Origin of the sequence: Rhizobacter sp. SG703, from assembly GCF_012275445.1 — a bacterium.
Taxonomy (GTDB): domain Bacteria; phylum Pseudomonadota; class Gammaproteobacteria; order Burkholderiales; family Burkholderiaceae_C; genus Rhizobacter.
Map to the genome: position 1 here is coordinate 1 of NZ_JAAZQK010000006.1, position 19,538 is coordinate 19,538.

10 protein-coding genes and 4 pseudogenes are annotated in these 19,538 nt (G+C 60.8%); 3 read left to right on the top strand and 11 right to left on the bottom strand.

Annotated features, from left to right (window positions below):
• On the bottom strand, positions 1 to 746 hold a 746-nt coding region (locus FHT26_RS13170; RefSeq protein WP_282597167.1), incomplete at its 3' end, for a cysteine peptidase family C39 domain-containing protein.
• A gap of 776 nt (positions 747 to 1,522) precedes the next feature.
• A pseudogene (locus FHT26_RS13175) lies at positions 1,523 to 2,119 on the bottom strand (transposase); the annotation flags it as partial.
• A gap of 140 nt (positions 2,120 to 2,259) precedes the next feature.
• Between FHT26_RS13175 and FHT26_RS13180 the strand changes: the two are divergent.
• The 3 genes and pseudogenes from FHT26_RS13180 (at position 2,260) to tnpC (ending at position 4,654) form a co-directional block, all read left to right on the top strand.
• Positions 2,260 to 2,670, top strand: coding sequence for a transposase (locus tag FHT26_RS13180; RefSeq protein WP_168560602.1), 411 nt, complete (start codon positions 2,260 to 2,262; stop codon positions 2,668 to 2,670).
• Complete coding sequence (gene tnpB / locus FHT26_RS13185) at positions 2,667 to 2,999, top strand: IS66 family insertion sequence element accessory protein TnpB (protein WP_168560603.1); 333 nt, start codon at positions 2,667 to 2,669, stop codon at positions 2,997 to 2,999. The genes FHT26_RS13180 and tnpB overlap by 4 nt, the downstream gene beginning before the upstream one ends.
• Before the next feature lie 63 nt (positions 3,000 to 3,062).
• Positions 3,063 to 4,654 (top strand): annotated as a pseudogene (gene tnpC / locus FHT26_RS13190) (IS66 family transposase).
• A gap of 33 nt (positions 4,655 to 4,687) precedes the next feature.
• Here tnpC and FHT26_RS13195 read toward each other — a convergent pair.
• The 9 genes and pseudogenes from FHT26_RS13195 to FHT26_RS13235 form a co-directional block, all read right to left on the bottom strand.
• The gene (locus FHT26_RS13195; RefSeq protein WP_168560604.1) at positions 4,688 to 4,945 is read right to left on the bottom strand and encodes a hypothetical protein; all 258 of its coding nucleotides are present in this window, start codon (positions 4,943 to 4,945) and stop codon (positions 4,688 to 4,690) included.
• 93 nt (positions 4,946 to 5,038) lie between these two features.
• Positions 5,039 to 5,263: pseudogene (locus FHT26_RS13200) on the bottom strand (IS5/IS1182 family transposase); the annotation flags it as partial.
• 53 nt (positions 5,264 to 5,316) lie between these two features.
• Positions 5,317 to 5,694 (bottom strand): annotated as a pseudogene (locus FHT26_RS13205) (transposase); the annotation flags it as partial.
• 898 nt (positions 5,695 to 6,592) lie between these two features.
• A protein-coding gene (locus FHT26_RS13210; RefSeq protein WP_168561009.1) for an IS5 family transposase occupies positions 6,593 to 7,575 on the bottom strand; the annotation gives its coding sequence in 2 pieces (ribosomal slippage) (positions 6,593 to 6,903 and positions 6,903 to 7,575; 984 coding nt in all).
• Between the two features lie 130 nt (positions 7,576 to 7,705).
• Positions 7,706 to 8,599, bottom strand: coding sequence for a hypothetical protein (locus FHT26_RS13215; RefSeq protein ID WP_168560607.1), 894 nt, complete (start codon positions 8,597 to 8,599; stop codon positions 7,706 to 7,708).
• A gap of 32 nt (positions 8,600 to 8,631) precedes the next feature.
• Positions 8,632 to 10,947: an RHS repeat domain-containing protein gene (locus tag FHT26_RS13220; RefSeq protein WP_168560608.1), complete on the bottom strand. Its 2,316-nt coding sequence runs from the start codon at positions 10,945 to 10,947 to the stop codon at positions 8,632 to 8,634.
• A 340-nt stretch (positions 10,948 to 11,287) separates the two neighbouring features.
• Positions 11,288 to 13,987, bottom strand: coding sequence for an RHS repeat protein (locus FHT26_RS13225; protein ID WP_168560609.1), 2,700 nt, complete (start codon positions 13,985 to 13,987; stop codon positions 11,288 to 11,290).
• Between the two features lie 3 nt (positions 13,988 to 13,990).
• Complete coding sequence (locus tag FHT26_RS30340; protein WP_168560610.1) at positions 13,991 to 15,994, bottom strand: RHS repeat protein; 2,004 nt, start codon at positions 15,992 to 15,994, stop codon at positions 13,991 to 13,993.
• Positions 15,995 to 16,416: 422 nt separating this feature from the next.
• Positions 16,417 to 19,107, bottom strand: a complete 2,691-nt coding sequence (locus FHT26_RS13235; protein WP_168560611.1) for an RHS repeat domain-containing protein — start codon at positions 19,105 to 19,107, stop codon at positions 16,417 to 16,419.
• Positions 19,108 to 19,538: the final 431 nt, after the last annotated feature.

Here is a 19,538-nt window from a genome sequence, read left to right on the forward strand (position 1 = left end):
TCGATGCGGCTGGTGGTGTGGCTGAAGACGTACGAGCGCAGCACCGTCAGCACGCTCTCGAACAGCACCACCGCGATCAGGCCGACCACCAGCACATCGAGCGTCGACACGCCCTTGTGCACCAGCACCTTGTCCATCACCACCTGGAAGAACAGCGGCGACACCAGCGCGAAGAGTTGCAGGAACAGCGAGATCAGCAGCACCTCCGACAGCAGCCGGCGGTGCTTGACGATGCTCGGGATGAACCAGCTGAAGTCGAACCTGGACAGCTCGCCGGCGAGGCTCGCGCGGCTGGTGATCAGGATCAGCCGGCCGCTCCACTGTTCAGCGAACACCGCGATCGGCTCGATGGTGGGGCGGGCGCTGTCGGTGCGAACGTCGCGGAACAGCACACGTTGTCCGTCGCATTGCGCGAGGACGACGACGCGGCCGTCGTTCATCACCGCCAGCGCCGGCAGCGCGGCAAGTTCGATCCGCTCGATCGTGGTGGATGAGAGCTTGGCCTTCAGGCCGAGGTGCTTCGCCGCGAGCAGCAGGTCGTCGGTGGAGACGGGCTCGCTCGGGCTTTTGCCCAGCTGGTGCAGCAGTGCCGCGGGGTCGGCGGGCACCTGGTGGAGCCGGGCGACGAGGCACAGCGCGTGCAGCGCTGCTTCGCCGAGATGGCGGGCCTGCGGGGCCGCGGCAGGCTCGTCGTCTCCGCTCGGCGAATGCGATTCCGCCTGCTCGATGGCCACTGAATCTTTCAACCCCACTCCCGTTCGGTTTGATGTTCTTGTTGGGTGCGAGTCAGTCTAGCTGACGGATGACAGATCCCTATCCCCCTCTTTGGGAGGAGTCGCGAATCGAAGCGGTGGCAGCGCCGATGGCCGAGGGACAGCCTGCTCGCATTCATCTTCTTCTCCCTGGTCACGCGGGTTGCAGTTTCGAGCGCGCAGTCTCGTGAACCCACCCAGGCCGCGTCAGGTGAAAGATGTCCGGGTCGCATTCCCGAGATGGCGCGTTCTCGAAAAGCGATGGCCCCGTGCCCCCATGCACCCCCCAACGATGATCTCGTGCACGATCGCCATGGCCCACGGCTCATGGAGCTAATCTGAGGTTGTGGCGCACTGTGGCGCAGACCAGAAAGGGGTTCTGGTGCCTCGGGTCGGGGTCGGAATGACGCACCGGTGCTTGCTTGCAGCTGGTTTGGCGTAATTTCGGCGCACTCTCACACGTCTCAGCGAGAGAATCTCTCGTTCAGGGGCCTTGCCCGCGGCAATTTTGTGTCGTCGGTGACCGCCGCTTGAAAGCGTGGCACCTTGCCCACGCGCCTTCCTCTCGACCTACGGACCGGCGCGTTCGCGCATAACGTCCGGGCCTACGAGGCACCTCCATCGCCTCTCGAGTGCCTCTACTGCGGCACATGGACTGTCGCGCGGGTCTCTCCAGGTGGGTCCATCGGCGAGCGCATCGAGTTCTCCAACGATCGGATCTAGCTACCCGCTTGCGGCGAGTTAAGTAGTCGGCCCTAAACAACTCCTTTTCAGCCAGCAGCCATTGAGGCATGGGCGGACGCGGGCGGCGAGAGCAACGCGAGGATGAACAGTGGCAGCCAAGCGAGCGCTGCCGCGAGGGGCCAGCCAAGTACCCGCAGGTACCTCAGGATCATTCTCAGGTTGTGGCCTGCGCCGCAGAGGATCGCGTGCATCGCATCGCCGAGTTCGCCGCGCAGCCAGTTCCTGACCAGCAGCCCGTCGGCCTTCATGTGCCCGATCATCGGCTCGACCACCTGCCGTCGCTTGAGCAGCTTCTTCAAGCGCTTGGGCAGGCGCCGCGTGTGACTGATCAACAGCCGTGCCCCGCTGCTCGGTTCGACGCCGCGGTAGCCGCGGTCGGCCAGCACGATCTTCGGTGCCTGTCCGCTGAGCACCTCGACCTGCTCGAGCTGGCTGTCCACCGTGTGCCCGTCGTACGAGTTGCCAGGCATCGAACGCATGCCCACCACCAGCCCCTCAGCGGCCGTCACCGCCACCGACACCTTCACGCCGAACTCGTACGGCGTTCTCACCTTCCCCTTGGCGATGCACTCCACCTCGGGCGCGTGCAGGGCGTACAACTTGTTCTTTGCCTCCCGCTTCTGCGCATGCAGCCGCTGCGCGGTTTCCATCTTCTGCTTGAGCTCGCCCGTGAGCTCGCCCGCCTTGCGCTGCACATCCCGGATCACCCGGCCCAGCGTATGCGTCCGGCGAAGTCATCTTGAAGTCGGGTTAGGAGCAAAGGATGCTCGTGTCCACCTCAACTCTTGGTGGACACGTGGACACTATCGAATCCAAGCCCGCTGCCGGTGGTCGGCGCCGGCGTCTGCATGGCGACGAGTTCAAGGCCGACGCCGTAGCTGCCGCAGCGCAGCCAGGCGTCTCGATGGCGTCCGTGGCGCTGGCGCGTGGCATCAACGCAAACTTGCTGCGCCGCTGGGTGCGAGATGCGGAACTGGCGTCGGTCAGAGCACCGCTGAGCTGCACGCCGGCCCCGGCACGGCCGACGTTCGTGCCCATGCAACTTCCCGAGCCGATCGCTTCGCCTCGCGACATCCGAGTTGAACTACGGCGCGGCGCGACGACGATCGCAGTGACCTGGCCGATGGCCGCAGCCGCTGAGTGCGCGAGTTGGATGCGCGAGTTGCTGCGGTGATCCGCGTCGACTCCATGTGGCTGGCCGTGGAGCCCCTGGACATGCGCGCTGGCACAGAAGCCGCCTTGGCGCGCGTGGTTACGGTATTCGGCGCGGCCCGTCCTCACCATGCCTACCTGTTCGCCAATCGCCGTGCCAACCGCATGAAGGTGCTCGTGCACGACGGCATCGGGGTGTGGCTTGCCGCGCGACGCCTGAACAGCGGCAAGTTCGTCTGGCCGAAGGACGCGGCCGCGACGGCGTCACTCACGCGAGCGCAATTCGACGCCCTCGTGCTGGGCTTGCCGTGGCAGCGTGTTGGCGAGGCCGGAATCATTCGAGTGCTGTAGCGGGTCGCAATTCTCGAATCTGCTGATGTGCATGGCACGTCACCCGCGGCACGATCACATCCTGTGATCGCCCCACAGCAATTCGACGCTCTCGATCCGCAGCAGATGCGCCAGGCACTGCTGACGCTGATGGCCGAGGTGGCGGCCAAGGATGAACTCCTCGAGCGGCAGCAGCGTGACGTGGCGTTCAAGCAGGCGCAGGTCGACAAGCTCACGCACGAGTTGGCGGTGCTGAAGCGGCTGAAGTTCGCCGCCACGAGCGAGAAGTTCTGTGCCGGCCTGAGCGCGCAGCAGAAGAGCCTGATCGAAGAGACGCTCGACGCCGACATCGCCGAAGCCGCCGCCGAGATCGACCGGGCCAACGTCGACAAGAAGAGCAAAGACAAGAGGGACAAGCAAAGCCCAAGCGCCAGGTGCTACCGCCGCATCTGCCGCGCCGCGACGTGCACCACGAGCCCGCAAGCACGGCATGCGCCTGCGGCTGCCAGATGAAGCGTATCGGCCAGGACATCTCCGAGAAGCTGGACTACGAGCCGGGTGTATTCACCGTCGAGCGGCACGTGCGCGGCAAGTGGGCCTGTGCGCATTGCCAGGAGCTCGTGCAGGCGCCGGTGGCCGCTCACATCATCGACAAGGGCATCCCCACTGCCGGCCTGCTGGCCCAGGTGCTGGTGGCGAAGTTCCTTGATCATCTGCCTTTGTACCGGCAGGAGCGCATCTTCGAGCGCGCGGGCATGGCAATCGCACGCTCGACGCTGGCGCAGTGGGTAGGCGAGTGTGGCGCGCAGTTGCAGCCGCTGGTGGATGCGCTGTCGGCTGAGCTGCTGCGCTACAACGTATTGCACGCCGACGAGACGCCGGTGGGCATGCTCAAGCCGGGCAACAAGAAGACCCACGAGGCCTACATCTGGACCTACTGCACGACCCGCTTCAACCCGACGAAGGCGGTGGTGTTCAACTTCGCTGAGACACGCAGCGGCGAGAACGTGCGCGAGTTCCTAGGCCAGAACGGCGAGCACCCGTGGAAGGGCAAGCTCGTGACCGACGGGTTCTCGGGCTACAAGGCCTCGTTTGAGCGCGGCGTCACCGAAGTTGGCTGCGTCGCTCACGCACGCCGCAAATTCCACGAACTGTGGGCCAACCACGGCAGCAAAGTCGGCGAGCAGGCGCTGAGGTACTTCCAACTGCTGTTCAGGATCGAGGACGACATCGCTAATTGCACGGCGGAGGAGCGACGACGAATACGGCAGCGCAAGTCACGCCGCGTGGCCGCTGCCCTGCACAAGTGGCTGCTGCGGCAGCGATGGCAGGTTCCCGATGGCACGGCCACCGCCAAAGCCATTGACTACAGCTTGAAGCGCTGGCAAGCCTTGACGCGCTATATCGGCGACGGCAACCTGCCGATCTCGAACAACTGGGTTGAGAATCAAATTCGCCCGATTGCCTTGGGGCAGGCGAACTGGTTATTCGCCGGCAGCCTGCGTGCGGGCAAGCGCGCCGCCGCGGTGATGAGTCTCGCGCACTCCGCTCGGATCAACGGGCATGATCCCTACGCCTACTTGAAGGACATCCTGACCCGACTGCCGACGCACCCGGCCAGCCGTGTCGATGAGTTGCTGCCGCATCGATGGGTGCCAGCGACAGCCGACGCTTGATCGACGTCACCGTATTCAAGCGAGCAGATTCGGTCAGTGCCTCGATCTCATCCGGTGACCCGCAGCCACCAGTAGCAAACCAAGAACGATCAACACCGCGCCGACGAGCTTGAACGGATCTACGGACGTCTCTGGCGTCGAGGTCACACGCATATAGAGGTGGGATGAACCATGCGACGTACCCGAAAGAAGCTGCTTCAGATGCACCCACAGTTCGAGAGGTAGCAGGTCCGCCAACGGCGTGCACAGCAGCGCTCCGATTACCAGGCTGCCCCACCCGATGCGGGTCATCCAAACGACCATCCTGAGTTCCTCTGGCGTACAACGCCGCCGTCATGGTACGACGGCTCGGCATGTCCAAATTCAAGATGGGTTCGCCGGACGCATACGGCCCAGCCACGTGCGCAGCTTCCTGATCTCGCGCTGCATGCACGGGTACTGCCTGGCATGGGCGTAGCGCCCGGCTTGATGTTCGGCCGCCGGGCCCACTCGCGCGTTGCTCTGGCGCAGCTCGATCCCCGCATCCTTGGCCGCATCAACCAGTTGCTCGCGCGCCCGGTTCAACAACCGGCTGTCCGTCGGGTGCGCTATCGCCTTGGGCTGCACCGTTCAGGCTGCGCCGCTTGATCACGCCTGCGCTTCGGCCGCCTCGATCGTGTGTGCAGCAGCCACTCGCCGTCCGCTTCGCCGATGCGCGCTCGCCAGCGCACCAGGCTCGACGGGTCGCACGGCAGTTCGTGCCGGAAGTACTTCTCGCCGCTGAAGTGCTGCCAGTACGGGTTCTCGCACCAGCGCTCCACCACGTCCTCGTCGCTCAGCGCATAGGCGTGCTTGAGGTACAGCAGTGCGGCCATCAACCGCGTCGCCAGCGCAGGCCGCCCCGTCGTCGACACGAATTGGGGGCTCCACTCGTCGGCGAAGGCTTGCCAGTTGATCAGCTCCGCCAGCCGAACCAGCTCGTGCCGCAGGTCGATCAGGTTCACCAACTCCATGCGGAACAGGTCGTGCTCCGTCGTCTGCTGCGGCTTCTTCGGGCCCATCTCGCTCCCCGTCCAATTTGCAAGGTTTCAATATCGATTCGACTCGAATCCTGCAATCTCCACCATCCGCATCGGCCCGCACAGCGAGTGTTCATGCGCCTTGCGGGGTTGTTCAGGCCGACTAATATCTCGATCAAGATGCAGCAGAGCACCATCGCGAAGGAGCGACGCAAGTAGCCTTCCAGTCCGGTTCCGAGCGTCCAGGTGCTAGAGCTCTCTGCGCTGCCATGCGTCCAGCCCCAAGCTCTGAGCCGCACCAGAGACTAAACTGCGAGTCGCGTACCGCTCGCATGTGGCGGTTCCCTCACACCGTATTCCGGAGCGCCGCTATAGGCCGGCTTTCCCAAGAGGAACTGCGGCACTACCACATTCACCCATGCGATTTTTGAAACGCTGCACAGCCTTCACAGTGGCTTCGCGATTTCGAGCGCATGCTCGGGGCATGACCTACAGATTTTTTCCATCCACCCTCGATCGCTACCTGGCACTAATAGTTGCAGCTCTCTTCGGTGCCTCAACTACAGGATGTAGCGGCCCCTCTGATCTGCAGGTGGCAGAGGATTTTTCGAGGGAATATCCTCGGTGCACGCTAATGAAAGCCGATGGCGGCGAATCAGAGGGTGGCTACATATGGATAAAGGTATGGTTTCAATGCGCCGGCGACACCCAACAACACGGGAACTGGTTTCGATACATGGAGAAGGATGGCGTGTGGATATTCGTTCCAAGCCGCTCTGTGACACATCCTGATCGCATCCGCTAGGGATCCGCTGATCAATGATCGTTCTGGCGAGCGCCAACGAGTGGCTCCCACCAGACTGCAGACGAGATGCACCACAGCACATCGGCAACCACGCCGAGGCTCGTTTGAGGCATTCAGCCGGGCCGGTGGTGGCGTTCAAGAGGCACCTCGGGCATGGATATCGAGCAATCGCCTCTTGGCGATGACGATGTTGGCCAACCCGAACAGTCTGAACAGCTGCGCCTCGTTCTTCGCCAGCCCTTTGTAGCGAACCTTCTTGCGACGGAACAGGTTCTTGATCGCGTGGAACGAATGCTCGACCTTCGCGCGCACGCTCGCCTTGAACTGCGCGACCTCGTTCAGCAACTGCGCCCACCTGCGCGTGAGGTCTAGCTTGCGGCGCTTGCCAGGCTGCATCGCCACATGCCACTGCGGTCCTTGCGCCTCGGCGCGCTTGCCCACGCCCGGTAGTCCGCATCGCCGAACGCAATGCCTTCCTTGCCGTGCAGCAACGCACCGGCCTGCGTCACGTCGTTCACGTTGGCCGCCGTTCCCGCCAGCGAGTGCACCAGCCCCGACTCGGCATCCACCCCGATGTGCGCCTTCATTCCGAAGTGCCACTGGTTGCTCTTCTTCGCCTGGTGCATCTCGGGGTCTCGTGCCTTGTCTTCGTTCTTCGTAGAACTCGGCGCCGCGATGATCGTCGCGTCCACGATGGTGCCCGCGCGCATCAGCAAGCCCTTCTCGCCCAGATGCGCGTTGATCTCGTCTAACAGCGCCCGCGTCAGGTTGTTGTCGTTGAGCAGCCGCCTGAACTTCAGCAGCGTCGTCGCATCCGGCACCGACTCGTGCGACAGGTCGATCCCTACGAAGTCTCGCAGCGCCTGGCTGTCGTACAGCGCGTCTTCCAGCGCCTCGTCGGCCAGCCCGTACCACTGCTGCAGGCAATACATCCGCAGCATCTTGGCCAAGCCCGTGGGCTGGCGCCCGACTCGACCGCTCGTCGGGTACAGCGGCTCGATCACCGCCATCAACCGAGCCCACGGCACGATCCGCTCCATCTCGCCCAGGAACTTCTCGCGCCTCGTCTGCTTCTTCTTCATCGCGTATTCGGTGCTTGCAAAGCTGCGTTGGCTCATCGGTCTTTGCCTCTCAGTTCGATGCCTTCTGGCATGCATACGGCGTGCTGGGTCGCGGGCTTTTGATCAGCGGTCCCTAACGCAATATCAGCGCAAGCAGTTGTCAAGCATTGCATCTCTACTTCAGAGCTTACTCCGCCAGATAGCACGCCGAAGAAATCGTCGCATTGCTTCTATATACATTGACTGCCTTCCCACCAGGAGAAGAGACCTCTACAAGGCGATCACCCCTTGTTCCGACGACTATTGCCAGTAGCTTTTTCCCCGCAAGCCTAATATCCGCGAATAGCGGGCTTCCATCTTTCGGCGTAAAGCTGAGTGTACTCGCGCCGAAATAATTCAATCGAACATCCAGTGTGGCGCCCTCATTCCTCCTCAGGACGCTGACCCCGCCACGCGAATAAACAACAGATTGCAGGATATCCGGATGTATTGGCGATATACGTCGCGTTTCTTTTGTCTTAATGTTGTACTGAAGTAGAGCCGAGGCCTGGACCAATTCCAGAGTATCGGCCTCGATCGGCACTAGCGAATTAACTTGACCAGCGCCCTCAAAGACAGTGGAGACATCACCAGATTGCCCAATATGAATCAACCCAAACCCCCATTCCTTCCTTTGATAGCTTGGGGCCGAATTAATTACCAAGAATGCTGATCCATCTGCGCGCGAGACGTACTTCCCACGCGCCTCTTCATTTGGGGCACCCACCAGTTTCACGATCAAACGAGGCACTCCGACTCCCAATTCGATCTCAAATATTTCGCCGGCCGCGTTAAGATAAGTTATCTTTTTATTCGAGCACTCCAATATCTCTATTGGAGAATTCGACCGAACGATGGCCGTACGCGCGCCGCGCCCAAACGGCCCTTTCACCAATTCGTAGCTGGCCCCACTCCCCTCACTCAGTGGCATCGCTTCAACAAAGACTGTGGGCAATGAGCTTGCCTTTGCGCCCGAAGCAATTGCGCAGAGGAGAATAGCAACAAAAACTCGGGGAACACCCCTTGCAAGGACAATACTCATTCGCACCCCATGCTCTATTAAGTCAACAAAGATTACTTATTGTGGTACACCCGACACAGCCCGAGAACTCGCCCACCCCTATCTTGGCTTCTCTCGTAGAGTTTGGTTGAAAAGCTTTCGGACATATCATCCTCTTCGACCGACTCTCCTACCCGTGACCCAGTCTCATCCAAGACGACTTGATTTTTTCGCTCAGCCCAGCTCTTGCCGCATTCAGTGCAAGTCCGCTCAAATATAAGGTTTTTGTCGACGTACTGCATATGGACAGTAAATCTCTGTCGCGCATAATCGCAGACTAGCAGCGCCCCCTCCCCCTCGTCAACCTTCTTAACAAGCTTGTGCAGACCGCCCACCAATTTCCAAGGCCCCCAGTCTTCTAGGATATCTTTCGATCGGAACGTATCTTCTCCGTAACCTATAGCAACCCACGGACTACACTTTGCGGCGAGACCTCGTGGATCGACATATGCAGTTGGCTGCCCTTCGGCATATGCGTATGTGTTCCAGCCACCGGCTAGCCCAACCGGATCCGACTGAATATACCTCCCGAGCGAAGGATCGTAAGTCCGAAAGTAGTTTTGAAACAACCCCGTCTCTACATCCGCATACTGCCCGGGAAATCGGAGATTGAAGACAAACTCGCCCAAGCCATCTGGATTGGTCTCAGGAGCGGATGTTCCAAACGGCTCCGCCAACCAGCGCCAGCGACGACCTCCATTTTGATCAACTATTATTCTCGGAGTGTTCAGATGATCAGCATGAATAAAATATACCCACGGATTCGCGCTAGCATCACCACCATTCGCTGTAAAAACCGCGATAGGCGTGGATCCTAGCCACACATATTCTTTAAGTGCATTTCCGGCCTGATCATATTCGCCCAAGACCTGACCATCGAGGTCGTACACGAATATTCGAGTGCTGGCTGAGCCCGCGCTAGTGAATTTACGGATGCGCCGACGCTCTGCATCATATTCAAAATTACTGACAACACCTGATTTGGTAACCGTCGATGCCAACCCCCGTATTCCGTAGGTAATCGCATAACCAGAGCCATCGGAAGTTATGTTACCAGCGCCATCGTATGTGAAGACCCGTGATGGCCCCGACACGCTGGTCAGACGGTTGCTCGAGGCTTCGGTCGAAAATATACTCGACGCACCGTTCAAACTAACACTTGTACGGTTTCCATTTGCATCGTAAGCAATGCTCCAAGCCGCCGATGCCGTAACAACACCGGTTATTCTACCTTCCGGATCATAGGCAAAGCTTTGGTCCAGCGCTACCTGCGGAGTTCCATCATTTGCAAGATAATGCTTGTAGCTAACCGCCCGGTCCGCTTCGTCGTACCCTATATCTCTATATACAGAGCCCAACCTATAGCGAATAATTCGCCCGGACTGGTCGTAATAGCGCTGATGCGATACGATCCCGCTGCTCATGTTCCAGTTCCAGCTGCTCGCGCCACCAAAGGGTTCCCATTTGATATCGCTTATCAGCGGTGCGGCTACGCTGTTTGCATTCTTCGCAAGCGCCACGGCCACGACCTGCCCACCGCTATAGCTAATTTCAAGTTTCCGCCCGGAAGGGTATATTATGCTTGTTAGACGCCCAAGGGTATACCCATATTTTACCGTCGTTACGACCGTGGAGCTATTTGCTCCGGCAGAAGCATAGACCGCTTGCACGGCTTCCGTGACACGTCCCTGCGGGTCATATTTAAATCGGGACGCACCGTTTGGGTGATCCGTTCGGCTCAAATGCCCCACTCCATTTGCATAGTCGGGCCCCACCAAGTCATATCCCCAACTGACCGACTGCGTTGACTGTCCAGATTGTGTATATATGGCCGAACTTAGTCGACCCATAGCATCATATGAGAAGGTCTCGACCACACCACGAGCATTCGCGCGTGTCGTTAAATTGCCAGATTCATCGTACGAAGAGGTCGTCACCCCTGAGTCCGGGCTGCTGAGTTTGACTATATCGCCAAAACCGTTTCTCGTATATTCCGTCAAATGATCCCGAGAGTCCACGACAGACAGGGGCTCGCCAGATCCGCTGTATGTGAATTTTGTCTTTGCCCCCGCCGGGCTTGTAACATCACTACGCCGCTGCAGCGTGTCGTATGTAAACTTTGTCTCTAGACTAAGCCCCGTTACGCCAGGTGCTTGCGTCGATTTCGTTATATTGCCTTGCGCGTCGTACTCGTAGGTTGCCACCGGCACCTGCGACACGGGAAGCGAAGGCAATGTCTGAGCTGATATGACTACTGGTGCGAAGAGGCCAATAAATACGGCCGAAACACGAACGGACTTCCCGGTAATTCGATTGTATTGGATGAACATAGCCCCTCACTCCCTTCCAATTAGTTGTTGCACGTAACCCGCGGGCGATAAGGACGGATATACCAGCCTTAGGCCGCCCGTCGAATTCGAAATCAGCACACCCTCATCCTCAGAATTTTCATTCGGCCACTTCATTTCATACGGCCACGCGTCCGTCATGCAATAGACGTGCGCGCTTTTTTTTGGCATTGCGTCAGCGAAATCGGCGAATAGGCCCAACACTCCAAGGCAAACGGTCTCACCCGTCCCCGCAACCTGGCCTTGCTTTGGCATATCAACACCGCCTGCACGAGAACTCAGGTCTAACCTGACATTTCGCCAACAGAGAGACTGCGTCATCTCACTCCCTCCCCGTGTTCTGTTGAATGCGCCCGAGCGCGTCCATCACACGACCTAGGCTCCTCTTGAGACTGCCAGTTGGATCCTTGACGCTCTCTCCAGTTGTGTTGCCCGCGTTGTCCAACTGATACTCAATGCGGTTGCCCAGGTTGTCCTTCACCGCCTTCTGGCGATGCGCATCGTCGTACTCGTAGCCCACCCAGCTGCCGTCCGCCTGTGTCACCTGCACGAGTTGACCTACCGGGTCGTACGCGTAGGTCGTGGTCTCGCCGGCCACGCTGCTGGTCAGCAGGTGCTGCCGGGCGTCGTAGGTGTTGATCGTCACGTTGCCATTCGGGTCGGTGCTTTGCAGCAGTTGCCCCAACTTGTTGTACTTGTTGTAGGTCGTCACCTTGCCGGCTGCGTTGGTGACCGTCATCAGATCACCCACTGTGTGATCCGCTGTGGTGTCGGTGTAGTAGGCGTACGTCGTCGTGTCGTTCACCGAAGTGCGCGGGCCCTTGGCGGTCAGCACCTGGCCGTACGCGTTGTAGGTCCACATCGACACGCGGCTGGCCACACCACTCTGCAATGGCGCACTGAAGCCCAGGTGACCGTCGACGTCCGTTGTGCTCTGCTCCACCTTCTTGCACAGCACCGCGATCGGCTTGCCATCGGGTAGTAGCGCTGTCGCAGGCGCGCAGCTGGCCACAGCGTTGCCGTTGAACGGATCAGGCTGGCCGTTGTACACGCTCGTCGTGATGCGCCCCGGTGCTGCCACCTTTGTCTCGAGCTGCCAGTCCGGATGCCATTGCGTACTGGTCTTGCGGGCACCGGCCGGCAGGCTTGCATTCGCAGTGATCACCGCGCTGCAGGCCTGCGATAGACCGAGCCCCTTGGCGCGGCTTGTCTCCAGGTTGCGGGTCAAGTCGTAAGCTGAGCAACTCCTCGTGCCATTGAAGTCGTCCCGGCTCGCAACATTGCCATTCGCATCGTAGGTTTGTGCTCTGCTGGTCGCTGCGCAGCCAGCGCCGGCTGCCTGGCTTTGACCGGACAGATAGGATTTGCCGTTGACCGTCGTGGCGCTGAGGCTCGCGCTGGAGCCACTCGGTTCAGTCACGACAGTGCCCTGCGGGGCCACCCAGGCGTGCGTGCGCACCACCACTTGGCGGGTGGTGTCGTCCACTTCCGTTATGGCAATGCTCGGCGGAGTCGAGTAGCTGGCGGTGTACTTATTGACACCGCCTGCGTACTCGGTGCCGATCGCGCGACCCGCGTCGTCGTAGCCGAACGTCGACTTGCGCACCGAGCGCTCGTCCACCATACCGGTCAGCGCCCACGGCAAGGCTGAGTTCTCGTACACATACGTACGACTGCGACCGTCGGGCCAGGCGACGCTGCTCAGGTTGTCTTGTGCGTCGTAGCCAATCGCAATTGCCTGACCCGCAGCGTCTGTCACTTGAACCAATCGGCCAGCACTGTTGTAGCCGAATCCGATCTGGCGTCCGTCGTTGTCCTGAGCCGTCAGCAACAGCCCACCCTTGGGCACCGTGGAAGGCTGAACCGCCAACTGCTGACACGACTTGCCGATATTGGGCGCTGGGTCAGGTCCAAAGTATGCGCCGCTGCACGTAGCGGCCCCGCTTACAGGCAGGACGATCCAGCGTGTGTCCGCACCGTATCGAATGGTCTGGGTGCCGGTCACGCTGAACGACTGCCCTTCCGAGGCCACGGTCGACCAAGTCTCGGTGCTGTAGGTGAGGCTCACACTTCGGCCCGTGGCCAAGGTGATCGACGTGAGCAATCCGCTTGCGCCATAGATCTCCTGACTGCCGTCGACCATGTTCACGTAGCGGTAGCCACCGTTGGCGGAAAACAGCTTGTCTTGTCCATCCGCTGGCGTCGTGAAGCCCCCATTCCCATCGGCGGCAAAGCTCACGATGCGCCCGTCGCCGCGATCGGCAAGAACCGACTGCCCCCCAGCCTGCGCTTCTAGTTTGCGATGCAAGCTGCTAAACCACAATGCGCCGAGCGAACCCGGTTCGATTTCCAGCTGCGCCCCGTCTTGCATCGGCGATTTGTTCGTGGTGTCGTACGTCAACCGCAGATTCAGATTGCCGACGCGCAGGCCCGTGTCGATGAACTCGCGCTTCACACCCCGCAGCGGATAGATCGGATTTCCCTTGGATGGATCACAATGCGGCGGGTTATGAGGCGGGTTCAGGTCAATGTCTGGCTTGCAAAGCGAGCCGTGAAGATAGGGCCGGTATTTGACGTTGCACACGCACTGGTCGGGCGTCGAGGATGCGTTTTCGGGGCATTGCGCCGGACCTCCGCGAAAGATGAGTCCGGAGAGAACCTCGCGTTCGTTGCTGTGCTGACACCAAGCACTGAATCCAGTGCTGTGATCGGGTTGCACGGCAGGATCAGGTTCCGCGATCATTTCGATGGACAGGCATTGCCCTGGGCTGGTCCAGTACGCCTTGAGAGCAGCCATCGTCGCTCCTACGCTGCTGCGGCAATCACCGGAAAAGGTGGAAGTCGTCCAGTTGGTCATATAGCAACCAGCATGGCTGGCTTGAAGCGGCGTCACCGTGCCGCTTGCGTGCGCTTCTTGCGCAACAAGTTGAAAAAGCACGATGAATGCTACCAATTTCAGCAAACACATTTTCGTGCGTTCGCCTATAGCCAAGGTCTCGAAACAATCCCGCAATTTATTCACGCCTCACTCCTTCCCAGTGTTCTGTTGAATGCGCCCGAGCGCGTCCATCACGCGCGCAAGACTTCGCTTTAGGCTGCCCGTCGGATCCTTGATGCTTTCGCCAGTCTTGCTGCCTGCGTTGTCCAGCTGGTACTCGATGCGGTTGCCCAGGTTGTCCTTCACCGCCTTCTGGCGATGCGCATCGTCGTACTCGTAGCCCACCCAGCTGCCGTCCGCCTGTGTCACCTGCACGAGTTGACCTACCGGGTCGTACGCGTAGGTCGTGGTCTCGCCGGCCACGCTGCTGGTCAGCAGGTGCTGCCGGGCGTCGTAGGTGTTGATCGTCACGTTGCCATTCGGGTCGGTGCTTTGCAGCAGTTGCCCCAACTTGTTGTACTTGTTGTAGGTCGTCACCTTGCCGGCTGCGTTGGTGACCGTCATCAGATCACCCACTGTGTGATCCGCTGTGGTGTCGGTGTAGTAGGCGTACGTCGTCGTGTCGTTCACCGAAGTGCGCGGGCCCTTGGCGGTCAGCACCTGGCCGTACGCGTTGTAGGTCCACATCGACACGCGGCTGGCCACACCACTCTGCAATGGCGCACTGAAGCCCAGGTGACCGTCGACGTCCGTTGTGCTCTGCTCCACCTTCTTGCACAACACCGCGATCGGCTTGCCGCCGGGCAGCAGCGCGGTTGTCGGCGCACAGCTTGCGATGGCATTGCCATTGAACGGATCAGGCTGGCCGTTGTAGACGCTCGTCGTGATGCGGCCCGGTTCCGCCAGCTTGGCGCTCACGCGCCAATCGGGATGCCATTGCGTACTGGTCTTGCGGGCACCAGCGGGTACTGTCGCCGATGCACCCGCGCCTGGAGGTACCAGCGCCGCGCAGCTGGCCGTCTGCGCCAAACCATCGACGCGCGCGGTTTCCAAGTTGCGCCCGAGGTCATACGCGCGGCAGGACCGAACGCCATTGAAGTCATCGTGCTGACTCACGTTGCCATTCGCATCGAAGCTCTCGTTGCTTGTGCTCGCCGCACAACCAGCACCCGCCGGCTGGCTCTGGCTGGTCATGCGCGGTCGATCCGCTACCATGCCGACTCCGTACGCGACCGCATTGCCGTTGGGCGTCGTGGTGACCGGATCGACCGATGCGGACAGGCGGCGCGTGCGATGAAGCAGATTCGTCGCGCTGTCATAGGTTTCGCTCACCTGCATCACCGGTGCCTGCGTGTAGGTGACGCTGTAGTAGTCGACCCCACCAGCCAGGCTCGTCGAGATGGCGCGTCCCTTGTCGTCGTAGGCGATCGTGCCCCACACCGCCCCGTTCTCGTCGACTACGCTGGTCAGCGCCCATGGAAACGTCGTGTTCTCGTAGTTCAGCTTGCGGACCTTCGTGTCCGGCCAGTGAATCTCGCGCAGCAGTCCCGCGGTGTCATAGATCGGCACGATCTGCTGGCCGGCAGCATCCGTGATGTTGCTTGTGCGGCCCACACTGTCATATTGGAAGGACACGGTTCGCCCGAAGCGGTCAGCCACACTGAGCAGATAGCCGACGCCAGGCGCAACAGACGCCGGTGTGCTGGCGGTACTGTAGGTGTACACGGCGGCGCTGCCGTCCGCACGGTCGATGCGCAGCAGTTGGCCCTGGCTGTCGTAGGTTTCTTGAGACCGCGCCGCTGGGTCGATGAGGCGATATCCGCCTGCAATGCTGACCAGGCGCTCGATCGTGCTGGCGTCTGTCGTGAACGTGCCGCTGCCATCGCCGCCGAACACGATGCTGTGCCCGCTGCCGCGCAGGGCGCGAGCGCCCCGATTTCCGGCGGTCACCACCAGCTTCTTTTGAAGACTGCTGATCCACAACGGCCCGAAATTGCCGCTCTCCGTATCGAACAGCCCGGTGTCCGGATCCTCCACCGGCAAACGGCGCAGCGTGTCGTAGACGATGCTCAACGACTGACCCGCAAAACGCAGGCCCAAATCCTGTTCGAATCGCTCGCTTCCCGTGATCGGATTGATGGGGTCGCCCACGCGCGGACATGTTGGCGCTGGGGGCGGACCATCGGGCGGCGACGCCGGAACACACGCCGACCTCGCCGCGTACCAGACTTCATTGGCCGGGCAGCCACATCCAAGCGAAAGAGCATCCCAGGTCCTGGTCGGGATAGGCCCCTCCTGTCCCGACGGAGATCGAATCCACTTTATTTGGCATGCGAGCCCTTCGGGGATGGCCCGCACTCGGGATGGAAGGGGATAGCTGCCGCAAGTAAACCCGCTCGGATCCCATCGGAGACAGTCAGTCACGAGGTTCTGCACTGCCACGCCTTGTGCCGCACACTGAGCATTGAAGTCCGATACCTGTGCGGCCGTACATGCTCCCTGCGCTGAAGCCGATTCGACGCTAGCCAGCGCAATGAAGCAAGCCACACACCAATCCCGCCATGGACGAAAGTTCATTCCGAAGCCCCAGTACTCTGTTGTGTACGACCGAGTGCGTCCATCACGCGCGCGAGGCTTCGCTTCAGGCTGCCCGTCGGATCCTTGACGCTCTCGCCGGTCTTGCTGCCCGCGTTGTTCAGCTGGTACTCGATGCGGTTGCCCAGGTTGTCCTTCACTGCTTTCTGGCGATGTGCGTCGTCGTACTCGTAGCCCACCCAGCTGCCGTCGGCCTGCGTCACCTGTACCAGTTGACCCACCGGGTCGTACGCGTAGGTCGTCGTCTCGCCCGCCACGCTGCTGGTCAGCAGCCGCTGACGCGCGTCGTAGGTGTTGACCGTCACGTTGCCGTTCGGGTCCGTGCTCTGCAGCAACTGACCCACCTTGTTGTACTTGTTGAAGGTCGTCACCTTGCCGGCAGCATTGGCGACCGTCATCAGATCACCCGCCGTGTGATCTGCCGTCGTGACGGTGTAGTAGGCGTACGTCGTCGTGTCGTTCACCGTCGTGCGCGGGCCTTTGGCAGTCAACACCTGGCCATACTCGTTGTACGTCCACGTCGACACGCGATTAGCCACACCGCTCTGCAGTGACGCGCCTAAGCCCAGGTGACCGTCGACGTCCGTCGTGCTTTGCTCCACCTTCTTGCACAGCACTGCGATCGGCTTGCCATCCGGCAGCAGCGCAGTCGCAGGCGCACAGCTGGCCGCAGCATTGCCGTTGAAGGGATCCGGCTGCCCGTTGTAGACGCTCGTCGTGATGCGGCCTGGCCCCGATACCTTGGTCTCGAGGCGCCAGTCCGGGTGCCATTGCGTCGTGGTCTTGCGTGCATTGGCGGGCAGTGCCACGTTTTGCGCCGTCACTGTCGAGCAGGCCTGCGCCGTGCTCAAGCCTTCGATGCGCGTCGTTTCGAGGTTCCGCGATGGGTCGCTCACATGGCAGCTGCGCGTGCCGTTAAAGTCGTCTCGGCTCGCAACGTTCCCGTTGGCGTCGTACGTTTGCGCGCTGCTGCTTGCAGCACAGCCTGCTCCAGCCGGTTGGCTCTGCGCTGCGATGCGCGGCTGCCCATCGACGACGACGGCGTCGATCAAAGCAGCGCTGCCAGTCGGACCAACGATCGACGTCCCTTGCGGCGCCACCCACGTGTGGTCTCGCCGCGCGATACCGGTCGAGCTGTCAAACGTTTCAACAACGCTCCAGCGAGGTGGCACGGCATAGCTGACGCTATAGCGATTCGCACCGCCAGCCAGTTGCGTATCGACCACGCGCCCTTCGCTGTCATACCCATAGGTCGCCGAGCGATGCTGGTTTTCATCGATCACTCCGGTCAGCGCCCAGTCGAAATCGCTTCTCTCGTGCAAGTACTGTCGGCCAGTTCCGTCTGGCCAGCTCACGCCCGACAGATTTCCCGTCGCGTCATAGGTCAGCGTGAGGGTTTCCCCCGCCGCATCGATAACACGCACGATGCGGGGGTTGCCGACTACCGGCTGCTCATACTGGAACTGCATCGAGCGCCCGAAATGGTCCAGCACACGAACGAGCAATCCAGGCGTCCGCGCCACGGCCGGAGACGTGCTTGCGTTGCTGTATTCATACGAGAGCCATCCGCCACTCGCGTAGGCGCTGCGAACCAGGCGCCCCTGGGGGTCATAGTCCTCATGCAGCCGTGCCCGCTGGTCCGTGTAACGGAAGCCGCTCTGTACGGTCCGCAGCGTGTCCGAGATGCCTGGATCTGCGTCGTACGTTCCGGCTCCGTTCAGCAAGAAGCTGATCCAGCTGCCATTGCCTCGTGCGGCTTGAATGCCGCGCTGTCCGGAGTCTTGGGCCACCAGTACCTTGTGCAGGTTGCTGAACCACACTTCATCGAATGCCGGGGCGGGCAATGCATTCAAGGGCATCGCCGTCCCACCCTGCGGAACTCTGCTTCGCGTGTCGTAAGTCGCTGTCAGTCCCAGGCCGCTGCTCACGGCTGGTACGAGCACTTCGCTTAAGACCTTGCTACCCATCAGAGGGTAGATTGGATTGCCGATCGGGCACGCCTTCGGCGGCACGCCCCCTGCGTAGTTGTCGATCACCGGGATGCACGCGTGCTGCTGCTCCGACCAGTTCGCGCCGTTGAAGCAATAGCACTGCGCGTCAGAGCCAATGCCAACGAGATTGCTGTTGCGACTGTCAGTACACATCCCAGTTCCGAGCTGCCATCCACCAGAACCACCTTCCACGACAGCCCCATCCGAGTTCCGCTTAACGACAATTTCACCTTCAATCAAGAACGTGGTCCATTGGCCCGCAGTAGATGGCAGCGGCACCTCGACCTTCGGCGTACAAGTCGTAAAGGTTGCCGTGTATCCGGCGTTCGAATGAGCTTGCGCATAGATCTCGCAGCCATGTCTTAACGCGTCGGCAATATCACCCGGAGTGAGGTTGGAGTAGGCCTGCGCTCCGCCCATCCCATCGCTCGCCCAAAACAGGTCGAGACGATGCCGTGAAGCTGGATTGCACCAGCTGTTAATGCATAACTGTGCTGCAGAAGGTTGAACGGCATGAACTTGGGCTGGCTGCGTGAGGCAGAGTACCGCCAAGACGAATGACACCACCAGTCGAAATGCACTTCCGATCTTGTCAGCAGTGGGGTTGATCCTCTGCGTGTTTGCTTGGCACCGACGCGAGACGACGCTCAATGGGTGCGTGACCCTGACTTCTTCCATCCGTTCCTCCCTCGATCTTTTCGGATGCGGCCAGTGCGGAAATCGGCCGCCGTATGCTTTGGTTCAGAGCGTCGCGCGCACTAGGTGACCGGCATGGCACGCACCAGGTGCGTAGCGACGATAGCTGCGCTGGCCCCTCCGCCTGCCACTGAGCAAATCGACCTCGGCGACGCTTGCGGCGACTACTCCGTCAGCAAATGCAGGCGCCCATTTCCTTGAACGGGTCACCGATGGAATTGATGCGCTCGCAGGTACCAACGATGCGGAAACACAGTGCAGCGTTGCCGAGCTTTGATAGCTAGATTGCCAGGGGTGCGCCCGCCGAAATAGCGCCATCTTCTCGATGAAGAGATCGCTTGAGGAATGCGCGGGCGCCCTCCTTACCTGCAGGCGGAACTCCGCCTCTTGCGTGCTCGCTGAATCCTTCAAAC